Origin of the sequence: Acinetobacter sp. YH12049 (assembly GCF_013419875.1) — a bacterium.
Lineage (GTDB): Bacteria > Pseudomonadota > Gammaproteobacteria > Pseudomonadales > Moraxellaceae > Acinetobacter > Acinetobacter amyesii.
In genome coordinates, this window is record NZ_VOZH01000024.1 from 12,173 (window position 1) to 25,603 (window position 13,431).

Consider the following 13,431-nt stretch of genomic DNA (forward strand, 5'->3'; position numbering starts at 1 on the left):
TATTGGCTGAAATTCTTTATGTAAATTTATGCTAAGTAATAGAAAAATAATTCAATATAATAATAAATAAAAAGTAAAGGACCGAAATCCGCTATATCAGTGAAATTGCGACAGTCTTATCAATAAAATCGCTATTAAATATGTAAAAAACGCATTTTCTTGATAGATGAAATCTCGTTATGCTGTGCATTGTTATAATAGAAATTACTAGCTGTACGCCATGTATTTATATACTGATTTTGACCAGCAACTGGTTAATGAACGTGTTGCACAGTTCCGTGATCAAACGGAACGTTATTTAGCAGGTAAATTGACGGAAGATGAATACCGTCCACTGCGTCTTCAAAACGGCCTTTATGTACAACGTTATGCACCGATGCTACGTATTGCAGTACCTTATGGCCTGATGAATTCTAAACAATTACGTAAAATTGCGTCATTGGCTCAGGACTATGACCGTGGTTATGCGCACGTATCTACTCGTCAAAACATTCAGTTTAACTGGCCTGCACTAGAAAATGTGCCTGATATGTTACAAGAGCTCGCATCTGTTCAAATGCATGCGATTCAAACTTCGGGTAACTGTATTCGTAACACAACCACTGACCAATATGCAGGTGTGGTTGCAGGTGAAATTGCTGACCCACGCCCAACGTGTGAATTGATTCGTCAATGGTCAACTTTCCACCCAGAATTCGCTTTCTTGCCACGTAAGTTCAAGATTGCAGTTTCAGCACTGGAAGAAACTGATCGTGCGGCAACGTCTTTCCATGATATCGGTGTGTATATCGTGAAAAATGAAGCAGGCGAGATTGGCTATAAAATCAAAGTTGGTGGTGGTTTAGGCCGTACCCCAGTGATTGGTAGCTTTATTCGTGACTTCTTGCCACGTGAAGATTTGATTGCTTATTTAGAAGCGGTACTTCGTGTATACAACTTACACGGTCGTCGTGATAACAAATATAAAGCGCGTATCAAAATTTTGGTGAAAGCATTAACACCAGAAGTATTTGCAGAGAAAGTTGAAGCTGAATTTGCACATACCATCAAAACGTTAAAAATCGATGCTGATACCTTGGCGAAAATGGATGAGAACTTCACACCATTTGATTACCAAGATTATGCAGATGAAGATTTCGCAGAGCAATTTGCCGCAGAGCCGAAATTTAAACAATGGTTCAACATCAACACCAATGCACATAAAGTCAAAGGTTACCGCATCGTTACGATTTCTCTGAAACGTGCGGGTATTGCACCGGGCGATATGACTGTTGAAGAAATGAACCTGATTGCTGACTTGGCTGACAAATATACCTTTGGTGAGTTCCGTACCACACATGAGCAAAACATTGCGCTTGTTGATGTACCGCAAAAAGATTTGTTTGATCTATGGAAAATCCTTGATCAACACAATCTTGCACGTGCGCATATTGGATTCTTAACCGACATCATTTGCTGCCCAGGCGGTGATTTCTGTTCATTGGCAAATGCGAAATCGATTCCAATTTCTGAAGCGATCTCTCGTCGTTTTGATGACTTAGACACCATTTACAATTTGGGTAAATTGGATCTAAACATCTCTGGCTGTATGAATGCGTGTGGTCACCACCATGTGGGTAACATCGGTATTTTGGGGGTAGACAAAAAGGGTGCTGAGTTCTATCAAATCACTTTGGGTGGTAATGCAGACCATGATGCATCAATTGGTGACATCTTAGGCCCATCATTTGCAGCCGAAGTTGTACCAGACATCATTGAAGAAATCTTAAATACTTATCTAGACCTTCGTGCAGAAGGCGAAGAGTTTATTGATACTTACCGCCGTGTTGGCATCCAACCATTTAAGGAGCGTGCATATGCTTAATACAGCACTACAAGTCCTCTCTAAAGATGGCTCGATTGCAGACAATACTTACCAAGTCATTGGTGAAGATGGTGTGTTGCCACAAGGTGACGTGGTTTTAACAGTTGAACAGTTAGATCAACTTGCGAATGTAACTGGTAAAAAAGCACTTTTCGTAACGGTTGATGCTTCACCTGAAACCAATGAATTCCCGCTTGACCAGTTAGATGCCATTTTCATCGAATTTGCCGGTTTTAATGATGGTCGTGGCTATTCATTTGCTGCATTGTTACGTCGCCAAGGTTTCCAAGGCGAACTACGTGCGACAGGTGATGTATTCAAAGACGTGTTGAACTACATGAAGCGTTCAGGTTTTGATACATTTGTGGTGAAAGAAGGTAAAGATATTGCTGAAGCTGCTGCTGGCTTAGGTGATTTTACCAATCCATACCAAGCGTCAACTGCTGTGCCGCAAGCGCATTATCAAACAGGTGCTTAAGTACCTTGATTGATAAAAAAAGCCTCCGTTTGGAGGCTTTTTTTATTGATCGAAATACTTTTAATGAGTGATTATTCGTTTTTAAGCTGGCAAGACCATCCATTTAATACCGAACTGATCGGTAAATGCGCCATACAGCGCACCCCAAAAGGTCTTTTCGAGAGGCATTTCTATAGAGCCTCCTTTGGACAAGCCATCAAACAGTCGTTTGGCTTCAGCTTGTTCACTACTGTCTAAATTAATCGAAATATAGTGATTGCTGCCTACGGTAAAGGGTTGATTGGTTTGTGCACAAAATTGTTCGTTGACATCAGAGGCCATCAGCACGGTAAATTCATTGATTGGCAAGGAAATATGCAGAATCTTTTGCTGATCTGCATCGGACAAAGAAATGCCTTCCTCAGCAGGCATATCACCATAACGCATCACATTGAGGAATTCTCCACCAAATACAGAACGATAAAAATTAAAGGCTGCCTCGGTATTGCCTTGAAAATTCAAGTAGTGATTGAGCTGCATAAAAAGTCATCCATTTTTATTATGTCGACATTTATTTTAAGAGCCTTTACTGAGCTGTATGTGAACAATTTATGTCTAAAATGTAAGCATAAAAAAACCCTCTTACAGAGGGGTTTTCAGTATCCCTCCTGTATTAAAGGAGGGGTTAGGGGAGGATTAAAGAATATTCCTTCTAAATCACTCTTTACGAAGGGAATCTACAGTGCTTTAAAGCAATTCAATCGCCACAGCAGTCGCTTCACCACCACCAATACATAGCGCTGCAATACCACGTTTACCACCAGTACGTTTTAATGCATGGATCAGCGTTAGGATAATACGTGAACCGGTAGAACCAACTGGATGTCCAAGCGCACAAGCACCACCGTTGATATTTACTTTTTCAGCATCTAATTTAAATTCATCAATAGGGCACATCGTGACCATGGCAAAAGCTTCATTGATTTCCCATAAATCTACGTCGGCAACATTCCAACCCGATTTATCTAGAACTTTTTGAATTGCGCCTACAGGTGCAATGGTAAACTCGGATGGATGTTGTGAATTTGAAGCATAAGCCACAATTTTTGCGAGCGGATTTAAACCTTTTGCTGAAGCTTGATCTGCTGAAGTTAAAACTAAAGCAGACGCACCATCAGAAATAGAACTTGCATTGGCAGCGGTAATCGTTCCATCTTTAGCAAAAGCAGGGCGCAGCGTTGGAATTTTTTCGATATTGGCGTTAAAAGGCTGTTCGTCTTTATCGATAATCACATCGCCTTTACGACTCGAAACAGTGACAGGCACGATTTCGTCAGCAAAATACCCCCCAGTAATTGCAGTTTGTGCACGTTTAAGCGAGCGAATGGCGAAGTCATCCATTTGTTCACGTGTATAGCCTTTGGTATTTGCCATATCCTGCGCAAAAGAACCCATGAGTCGGCCCGTTTCTGCATCTTCTAGGCCATCTAAGAACATATGATCTTTAACGTCACCGTGGCCCATACGGTAGCCAGCTCGTGCTTTGGTCAATACATACGGCGCATTGGTCATTGACTCCATACCACCTGCAACCACGACTTGAGCCGAACCTGCCTTAATCATATCTGCCGCTTGCATCACGGCCTTCATACCTGAACCACACAGCTTGTTGATGGTTACGGCACCAGTTGAATCTGGAAGACCAGCCTGACGCATCGCTTGACGGGCAGGACCTTGTTTCAGACCAGCTGGAAGCACACAGCCCATAATGACTTCTTCAACATCTGTTGGTTGTAAACCCGCGCGTTCGATGGCTGCTTTAATTGTGACTGCGCCTAATTCTGGTGCAGTGACAGCGGCTAAACTCCCTTGAAAACCACCCATTGCAGTACGGGCACCATTCACGATGACGATATCAGTCATTACATGTCTCCATTTTCTTATACATTAATTTTTGAATACGTCAGCAGTATAAGTAAAATTGAACAGGAATAAAGCAAATTTAAAAGGCTGCTTTGGACTCACCGGTTCTCAAATTAGCAACTGGTTGGGTTTTCAAATCGGATATGTCCCATTCGACTTAAGACTGCTCGGATCGGTTGAAGCGTTGATTTCGAACAGTAGTAGAAACTACCATTTGAACCATTGGGTAAACCGGAGCTAGCTTGAAAGGTGAGACTTGGAATGTGTAGAGTCCCACGCCAAGACAGATCGCCATATTTTAAGTTGAGTTTGTCTTGCAGTAATATTTTTTCATTTGCATCAACTTGACGGTTTTTATTGCTGTCAATAAATATAATCAGACCACTGTTCCAGTTGTTAGGTTGGCAAAGTTTAAAGTCAAGACTAGGACAAATCACAATATTGGAATGATAAATAGTGGCATGAGCCCGTGCGAATGCATTGTGATTTTGAATAGTCGATTTGATGTTATTCGCTTCTCGCTGCGCCATTAAATTGTTGAAATGTGGTAAAGCTATCGTCACGATAATGACAATAATCGCAATTGAGACTAAAAGTTCAAATAAAGTAAAGCCGGTTTCTTTATTGTAAAGCATTGATTTAATCCAAAATTTAATATTATTTTTATATGTTTAGTGTTATATGTGTTTTTAATGGCGATATTAATTTTGAGTATAGAATTTTATTACTCAATTTTAGATAAAGCTGTTAAAATGAAAATAGCAAGTGACAATAGGCGATTCACTGCTCAAAATTGAGTAAAAATTTACCGAATTACAACGGAAATTGTAAGTAATTTTGTCAATAATTTACTTGATTAGATTAATCAAGCACTTGGAAAAAGAATAAAGTGTTTGTATGATTCAGCGTAAATAGCTTAAAAAAAAACTGGGGTATAAGAAAGCCTATCTCAGGATAGCCAATTTTTCGGCTTGAGCTTGAACAACAATTGTTATCTCTGGAGGATAAATCCATGAAAATGAGTCGTATTGCATTAGCAATGCTCGTAGCTGCTCCTTTAGCAGCTGCAAACGCAGGCGTAACTGTTACTCCATTAATGCTTGGTTACACTTTCCAAGATTCTCAACACAACAACAGCCGTGGCAACTTAACTGAAAGTCCTGAGCTACAAGACGACTTGTTTGTTGGTGCAGCACTTGGTGTTGAATTAACTCCATGGTTAGGTTTCGAAGCTGAATATAACCAAGTTAAAGGTGATGTTGATCCGCTTGACAGCGAATACAAACAAACTCAAATCAACGGTAACTTTTATGCTACTTCTGATTTGATTACTAAAAACTATGACAGCAAAGTTAAGCCATATGTATTGTTAGGTGCTGGTCACTATAAATACAAATTTGACGAAGCTGCTGCTCGTGGTGTATCTCCATCTGCACAAGCTCGTGGTACTACTGAAGAAGGTACTTTGGGTAATGCTGGTCTAGGTGCTTTCTGGCGCTTAAACGATGCTTTATCTCTACGTACAGAAGCTCGTGCTACTTACAACATCGATGAAGATTTCTGGAACTACACAGCTTTAGCTGGTCTTAACGTAGTTCTTGGCGGTCACTTGAAACCTGCTGCTCCTGTAGTTGAAGTTGCTCCTGTAACTCCTGTTGCTCCAGTTGCTCCAGCTCCTCAAGAGTTGACTGAAGATCTTAACATGGAACTTCGTGTGTTCTTTGATACAAACAAATCAAACATCAAAGATCAATACAAACCTGAAATTGCTAAAGTAGCTGAAAAATTAGGCGAATACCCTAATGCTACAGCGAACATCGAAGGTCACACAGATAACACTGGTCCACGTGCTCTAAACGAACGTTTATCACTAGCTCGTGCTAACTCTGTTAAATCTTCGCTTGTTAACGAATACAACGTTGACCCAGCTCGTTTATCTACTCAAGGTTTCGCGTGGGATCAACCAATCGCTGACAACAACACTAAAGAAGGCCGTGCTATGAACCGTCGCGTATTCGCTACGATTTCTGGTAGCCGTACTGTAGTGGCTCAACCTGGTCAAGCTCAATAATTTGAGTTTAACTTCGGTTAGAAAAAAGCGGCTCTTTTGAGTCGCTTTTTTTTTGTTAAAAATTTAAAAAAGGAGATTTAAATTTGGCTAAAAGGCACTAACGCAAAAGCGTTGTTTACTTTTAAATAATCGTTGGATGTAAATGGATATATCTATTCAAATTATTTGTATATTAATTAGCCATTTGTTTGCGTAAGAGCTTTAATTGAACATACAAAGTTTGTGTTTTTATTTTTTATAAAAATAACTAAAAACAAATATTTACATTTGTGTTGTCGATAATTTATAAAAAATGAATATTTATATTTTTCATTAAAAAAATATTATCATCGGGATTCATGATGCAGTTAAGAATTATTCTAAATATAATAATGATTCTTATTAAAATAAATTAAGCGTTCAACAATGATCAATTTTCCAAAAACTCATTTAGTCCGTGCGATTTCAATCGCGATCTTAGGGGTGGGCACATCTGCAGTAGTAAATGCAGCAGAGCGAACCGTGCTTGAAACAATTGAAGTTGAGGTACCTGCAGAAAAGCAACTTGCAAATGGTAAGTTGAAAGCGCAGACAGACCTTGGTGCTTTGGGAAATAAAAAAATTGTTGATACGCCATTTAGCGTGACGGCATATAGTGAAAACTGATTGGAGAACAGCAAGCGTCAACTGTAGCACAAGTTTTAAAAAATGATGCGAGTATTCGTATGACCACGAATCAGGGGCATTTATATGAAAATTTCCAAATTCGTGGATTTGGTGTGCATGGTGATGAAATTGCTTTAGGTGGTTTATACGGAATGGCACCGGTCAGTCGTGTACCCACAGAAACCTTAGAGGCTGTAATGGTCTTGAAGGGGCCAAATGCCTTGGTCGCTGGGATGGCACCTAATGGAGGGGTTGGTGGTGTGATTAATATTACGCCTAAACGTGCACATGAAGATTTAACTAGACTGACTTCTACTCTGGAAGATGAAGGTTATTACCAAAGTCATCTTGATGTTTCACGCCGTTTCGGTGAACAAAAAAAAAATTGGTGTTCGCACGAATTTAGTCTATGGCCAAGGTAAACGTAATATTGATGGAGAAGAAGATACTAAAGCACTGGGTTCAATTGCTGCAGACTATACTACAGATCAATTACAAGTAAATTTTGATGCCTATGCAATACATGAAGATCGTGAAAATGGTTCACCAGCCATGGTTTCGTTTGCAAAGATTAAAAAAGTGATTGCGGCACCGGAAGGTGGGTTAAATTATTTTAATGATTCAGATACTCAAATAGATAGTAAGTTTGTTGGTTTAAAAGCGAAATATGCATTAATACCGAATGAAAATATCTTTGCTGGTGCTGGTTATGCAGATAAAAAATATAAAGGCTTTGTATTTGGCACACGTATGGTTCTGAATAATGAACAAGGTGATGCGACTACACAGACTTATGGTCAATACGCGCACTTTAAAAATACATCCGCAAATATTGGCGGTGATTATAAATTTAATACGGGTATTGTTTCACACAAATTAGGTCTTCGAGCAGATTATCTTAATATTCAGACAGATCAGCATAACCCTGCTACATCCAGTGGATATTCAACTAACTTATATAACCCCGGTCAAAATGGATTCATGGCGGTCGCACCAAGTGTCATGCCATTAAATGACAATACGTTTGCAAGTTATACTTTGAGTGAGCAAATTTCATTACTTCAAGATAAACTTCAATTTATTCTCGGTTTACGTTACCAAGATATGGATTTGAAGAATTTTAGCTCACAACGTAAAAATAGTGCTGATTGGCGTTATGAAGAAAATGCTTGGTCACCTAGTTTAGGTCTTGTAGTTAAACCTTTTGGTGAAAATCTTTCTTTATATGCCAATTATGTAGAGGGTTTGAGTCAAGGTAAAACCGTTACAGATGAAAGTGATCTGAATTTTGGAAAAACTTTTGCACCTTTTAAAACCGAACAATATGAAGTGGGTGCTAAATACCAAAATGGATCATGGTTAAATACACTTGCTTTGTATGAGATTAAAAAGCCTGACACTATGGTAATTGATGGGGCGACTACTGATGGTGCAGAAACACGTGCTCGAGGCATTGAATGGAGTTTCTCAGGACAAGTTCGTGATGGTTTAACGATATTAGGTAACATGGCTTATCTTGATACGGAATATACCAAAGCATTAGGCAATAAAGGCAATGAGCTTCTAGGTATGCCAGATCTTACAGCGACAATTGGTTTGGATTATGCCTTACCTTTACTCGACGGTTTATCTGTGAATGGTCGAGTAAACTATGTAGGTGAACAATATGTTGATTCAGCAAATACCTTACAATTACCTGATTTCACGACAGTGGATTTAGGTGCACGTTATAAAACAAATTTAGGTGGTGTATCTACAACATTTATGGCAAATGTCGACAATGTGACCAATAAAAAATATTGGGAGGGCGTATTTAATGAAAACTTTGCCACGATTGGTGCAGACCGTACCTATAAAGTTGGTGTGACTTTTGATTTCTAAGTTAGATTAGTTTTTTAATATAAAAAGCCACCTATTCAAGGTGGCTTTTTATTGATGAGTGATTCACGGAATATATTGCTTCACAACACCGTCATCGAGAAGTTGTTGGAAATGCTCAACCACACTGTTTTGAATATCACGGTATTCGATCCCTAATTCTTTCTTGCTCTTAGCTGCATTAAAGTAAATTGGGTAGCCCATATTGAGTTCAACAAATTTACGAGGGAAGCCGGCAAGAGGGCCAAATGCCTTAAAAGCAAACTTCGGTAAGGTATTGCGCGGAAATGGAAATTTATTCCCAAAATGTGCGCGCAATAATTTGCCCATATCTAATAGGCTTAATGTGCCACCACTAATTATATAACGTCCGCTCGCTGCGGGATTGAGAGCTGCTTGTATGTGCGCATCGGCAACATCGCGAACATCGACGATACCATTCCACATTGGTGGAACACCCGCCAAAGTCATACCATTGGCAAACTGTTGTAGCACTTCAACGCTTCCTGACTGTGTTGACGCAGTTAAAGATGGCCCCATGACCAATGCTGGATTGACACAGACCAGATCCCAGCGGTTCTGTGCTTTTTGCATTTCCCACGCTTTGCGCTCAGCCATTACTTTTGAATATGGATAAGGCTGATGAGTTTCTGAACTGGAGGTATTCCAGTGAGACTCATCAAATTCATTATGCTCGGTCTGTAGAATATCAATGGCATCACCATAGGTTGATGCGATGCTTGAAGTCACGACAACACGTTTTACTGACTCAGTTTTATTGACACTGTTGAGCACATTTTCAGTGCCTAAAATGGCTGGCTCAATAATATCTTTAATCGCGTCTTTATAGTTGGTCACTACAAAAGGAGATGCCATATGGATCACAATGTCACAACCTTGCATGGCTGAATCAAATGCACCCTCATCTAATAAATTGGCTTGGAATAGTTTTAAAGTGCCAGTTGTACCAGCTGCAATTTTTTCGAGATGTGCAAATCCTGATGTTTTATTCAGATCACGAACTGTGGCATGCACTGTATGACCTAATTCAAGTAAGTTTTTAATTACCCAACTGGCAATATAGCCTGTCGCGCCTGTGACGAGTATCTGTTTTGTTGTCTTGCTATTCATATTCTTCAACTTTAATTGACGCATTTTTTTATCATATTGAGAATATTTAGTTTTGTCTTTGATTAATTTAAAAAATATATGTTGATGATTGGGTTTAATGAGCTCTGAATTCAGCAGAAAATGTATGTGAATGCTGTAAAAGTACTTTTTTTATTGATCTTAAAAAACGCGAATATGGGATGAATGTTGGATAGATGTATATTCTTATGATTATGGACGCAAAATCTCACAAATGAATGGATAAAGAGTCATATCTAACTTGTGCGCTTTAACTTAAAGCCTAGATCTTAGGTCTAGGCTTCTTCTGAATTTCGTATAATCGCCATTATGTTAAATAGGAACCTTAGAGCAATAGAAAATTATAATTTCATTGCCATAAGGAAGAATATACTTACAATCCTACGTTCGTTTGTAAAGCAATTTGCTGTGAAGCTAATTCAAGTGCTTTAGATTTCCCTAATGGTTTAATATCAGTGCCTTCAGCATATATAAAATCTACCTTATCAATACCAATTAATCCTAATACTGCTATTAAATATGCTGTAACAGCATCTGTTGGAAGATCTTGATGAAAACCACCACGTGAACTAAAGATAATTGATTTAACACCTTTAATTAATCCTACGGGTGCGGTTTCTGTATATTGAAAAGTTACTTGTGCTCGTGCAATTAAGTCGAACCAGTTTTTTAATTGGGTTGGTACATTTAAGTTATACATTGGTGCTGCAATCAATAATAGATCACAATCTTTCAGCTCTTGAATAAATTGATCAGAGAGAGCTACTGCTGCTTTTACCTCAGGTTTTTCATTCGCCTCTCCACGTAAGGCATTAAATATCTCTAAGTTTAATACTGGTAAGTTCATAGCTCCTAGATCATGTTCAATTATTTGGTCAACATAACCACTTTGCTTACGTCTATATAAATATTTATTAATGAGCTGATTACTTAGAGATTTTTCCTGCATAAAACTAGACTTGATAACTAAAATTCTGTTCATAGTAAGGTTCCTAATATGAATTTTAATTAGATTATCATTGATAAATTGGATACAAAAGTGATAATAAATCAACTCATTGATTCCCAATTGGAACTAATATGCGTGTTAATGATCTGAAAAGTTTGATGGCATTTATTAGTGTTGTTGAACAAGGAAGTTTTACTAAAGCATCAGAAAAATTACATCTGACTCGTTCCGCTGTCAGTAAGATGATTTCAAAGCTTGAGGTACAGCTCGGAGTAGTACTTTTTAACAGAGATACACGTCATTTAGCTCTCACAGAAGAAGGTAGTATTTTCTATGAACATAGCCAGCGGGCTGTACAAGAATTATTAATAGCTGAGACATTATTTGAAAGTAATAATCAAAATATTCAGGGAATGATACGTATCTCTATGCCTGTATTATTTGGACAAAAGTTCATAGTTCCGATATTAAGAGACTTAGCAGATGAACATCAAAATTTGAATATGGTTCTTTCTTTTAATGATCGTTATATTGATTTAATTGAAGATAATTATGACCTAGTGATAAGAATTGGTAATTTAGAAGATAATAGTCAATTAATGGTTAAAAAGATTTCTGAGCATGCAATGTGGCTCTGTGCCACACCTGAATATTTAAAAAGATACCAGGTTCCTGAGAGCATCAAAGATTTAGATAACCATCAGACTATTGGATATTTGAAAAATGGGCAGCTTGAAAAGTGGATATTTCAAAGTTCTCATCATAAAACTATGAAATATTTGCCAAAAAATAAAGTTCAAATGGATGACATAAAAAGCATATTAGATTATGTACTAATGCATGGAGGAATTGGTTGGTTACCTTCCTGGTTGATTCAAGAATATATACAAAGTGGTCAATTAATACACCTACTTACTAACTATTCAAGTACTAACTATCCTATTCAAATTGTATGGAAAAGATCAAATTTCTTACCAATACGTGTTCGTACTACCATTGATAAAATAGCTTCATCAATACAAAAAGATAGCGTCATTAAATAAGATTTATAAGAGAGGAATTCTAAATTGATAGTAATACAAAATCTTTCTAGTTTAATTTTTAAACACGGATTTATTAAGCTTTCCTAAAATTAACATAATACACGTTATACGAAATTCTTTTGTAAGTTTTTATTTCATATAAATCATTGTCTTATGTTGGTATAAAAAGCCCTATCATCACAGATTGGGCTTTTTTGTTGATTCTTCATCTTCCACGGTTTTTTTAATGAAATCTAATGCTATAGCAACCAAAAATGTACAGATTAAATAAGAATAGATGTCCACGTGGTTATTGATTTGCAGAAAGACAAATAACAGGTTGGGGGAGCAATTGGGGGGTAGATTCACGTACAATATCAACTAATTTGCAGGTAGATATCCTGCCTTATCAGATGATTCTGTTCTCCCGTTGAATATTGGCATACATATGGCGCAAGCAAAGAAATCTTTTCCGCAGCAAAAGTCGGAATTACATGCACGAAATCTGCACCGTAGTCGTTACGATTTTCCTCAGTTAATCAAGAGCTGTAAGGAACTTGCACCTTTTGTCAGCCCAAATAAATATAACGATTTATCGGTAGATTTTTCTGATCCGCACGCTGTGAAAATGTTGAATAAAGCATTGCTCAAGCATTTTTATGGCATTCAATATTGGGATATTCCTCAAGATTATCTTTGTCCGCCTATTCCGGGGCGAGCGGACTATATCCACTATTTGGCTGACTTGTTGAGTGCTAACAATAAAGGTCTGATTCCAGCTGGAAACACCGTTCAAGTCTTAGATGTTGGGGTTGGCGCGAACTGTATTTATCCGATCATTGGTCATCGAAGCTATGGCTGGAAATTTGTCGGCTCAGACATTCATTCTGCAGCGGTTAAAAGTGCCCAATTTATTGTGGAGGCAAATCCGAATCTGCGTAAAGGTATTCAGATTCGATTGCAGAAAAAAGCGAGCAATATTTTCAATGGTGTGATCAAACCTTCAGATCGTTTTGATTTGACCATGTGTAATCCGCCATTTCATGCCTCGCAAGATGAAGCCAACGCGACAGCAACGCAAAAATTAAGAAAACTGGGCAAGCTGGTTGATCGTACCAAGGTGGTGTTAAACTTTGGAGGTCAAAAAAACGAACTCTGGTGTGATGGCGGCGAAGAACGATTTGTCTGCCAAATGGTGCAAGAGAGCATTCAGTTTGCAGAGCAATGCCTTTGGTTTAGTACACTAGTTTCCAAGAAAACAACATTGCCAGTGCTTTTAAAGGCCTTAGCGAAGAGCGGCGCAGTGGATGTGAAAACGATTAAAATGACGCAGGGACAAAAAGAAAGCCGTTTTGTCGCTTGGACTTTTTTAGATTCAAAGCAGCAGCAAGCATGGAAGAATGCACGTTGGACTTCAGCTTAAGTCTGTCTTCTTTGGAGGTTTTCGCCTAGTCTTTGACAGCAATGCATAGA

10 protein-coding genes and 1 pseudogene are annotated in these 13,431 nt (G+C 38.3%); 6 read left to right on the forward strand and 5 right to left on the reverse strand.

The window, feature by feature from the left end; genetic code table 11:
* Positions 1 to 220: 220 nt before the first annotated feature.
* Positions 221 to 1,864 (forward strand): nitrite/sulfite reductase, encoded by a 1,644-nt coding sequence (locus FTU05_RS11550; RefSeq protein WP_078190090.1) that lies wholly within the window; start codon positions 221 to 223, stop codon positions 1,862 to 1,864.
* Positions 1,857 to 2,342: a DUF934 domain-containing protein gene (locus FTU05_RS11555; RefSeq protein WP_180085417.1), complete on the forward strand. Its 486-nt coding sequence runs from the start codon at positions 1,857 to 1,859 to the stop codon at positions 2,340 to 2,342. The genes FTU05_RS11550 and FTU05_RS11555 overlap by 8 nt, the downstream gene beginning before the upstream one ends.
* A gap of 81 nt (positions 2,343 to 2,423) precedes the next feature.
* Here FTU05_RS11555 and FTU05_RS11560 read toward each other — a convergent pair whose 3' ends face one another.
* From FTU05_RS11560 to FTU05_RS11570, 3 genes are all read right to left on the reverse strand, one after another.
* Positions 2,424 to 2,861 (reverse strand): VOC family protein, encoded by a 438-nt coding sequence (locus tag FTU05_RS11560; RefSeq protein WP_180165394.1) that lies wholly within the window; start codon positions 2,859 to 2,861, stop codon positions 2,424 to 2,426.
* 207 nt (positions 2,862 to 3,068) lie between these two features.
* Complete coding sequence (locus tag FTU05_RS11565) at positions 3,069 to 4,244, reverse strand: acetyl-CoA C-acyltransferase (RefSeq protein ID WP_180041630.1); 1,176 nt, start codon at positions 4,242 to 4,244, stop codon at positions 3,069 to 3,071.
* Positions 4,245 to 4,357: 113 nt separating this feature from the next.
* On the reverse strand, positions 4,358 to 4,879 hold the full coding sequence (locus tag FTU05_RS11570) for a GspH/FimT family protein (RefSeq protein ID WP_180041631.1): 522 nt from the start codon (positions 4,877 to 4,879) through the stop codon (positions 4,358 to 4,360).
* Between the two features lie 377 nt (positions 4,880 to 5,256).
* Here FTU05_RS11570 and omp38 point away from each other — a divergent pair, with 377 nt between their 5' ends.
* Positions 5,257 to 6,315: an outer membrane protein Omp38 gene (gene omp38 / locus FTU05_RS11575; protein WP_180041632.1), complete on the forward strand. Its 1,059-nt coding sequence runs from the start codon at positions 5,257 to 5,259 to the stop codon at positions 6,313 to 6,315.
* A 405-nt stretch (positions 6,316 to 6,720) separates the two neighbouring features.
* Positions 6,721 to 8,841, forward strand: a pseudogene (locus tag FTU05_RS11580) (TonB-dependent receptor).
* Between the two features lie 63 nt (positions 8,842 to 8,904).
* Here the strand turns inward: FTU05_RS11580 and FTU05_RS11585 are convergent.
* The gene (locus FTU05_RS11585) at positions 8,905 to 9,993 is read right to left on the reverse strand and encodes an aldehyde reductase (protein ID WP_180165396.1); all 1,089 of its coding nucleotides are present in this window, start codon (positions 9,991 to 9,993) and stop codon (positions 8,905 to 8,907) included.
* A 367-nt stretch (positions 9,994 to 10,360) separates the two neighbouring features.
* Complete coding sequence (locus FTU05_RS11590; protein WP_180165397.1) at positions 10,361 to 10,969, reverse strand: FMN-dependent NADH-azoreductase; 609 nt, start codon at positions 10,967 to 10,969, stop codon at positions 10,361 to 10,363.
* Positions 10,970 to 11,067: 98 nt separating this feature from the next.
* On the opposite strand from FTU05_RS11590, the gene FTU05_RS11595 reads away from it, so the two are divergent.
* Together FTU05_RS11595 and rlmF are read left to right on the forward strand one after the other, a co-directional pair.
* Positions 11,068 to 11,979 (forward strand): LysR family transcriptional regulator, encoded by a 912-nt coding sequence (locus FTU05_RS11595; protein ID WP_078194112.1) that lies wholly within the window; start codon positions 11,068 to 11,070, stop codon positions 11,977 to 11,979.
* Positions 11,980 to 12,406: 427 nt separating this feature from the next.
* Entirely contained in the window at positions 12,407 to 13,381 is a 975-nt protein-coding gene (gene rlmF / locus FTU05_RS11600) for a 23S rRNA (adenine(1618)-N(6))-methyltransferase RlmF (RefSeq protein WP_180165398.1), read from the forward strand.
* The last annotated feature ends 50 nt before the right edge of the window (positions 13,382 to 13,431 follow it).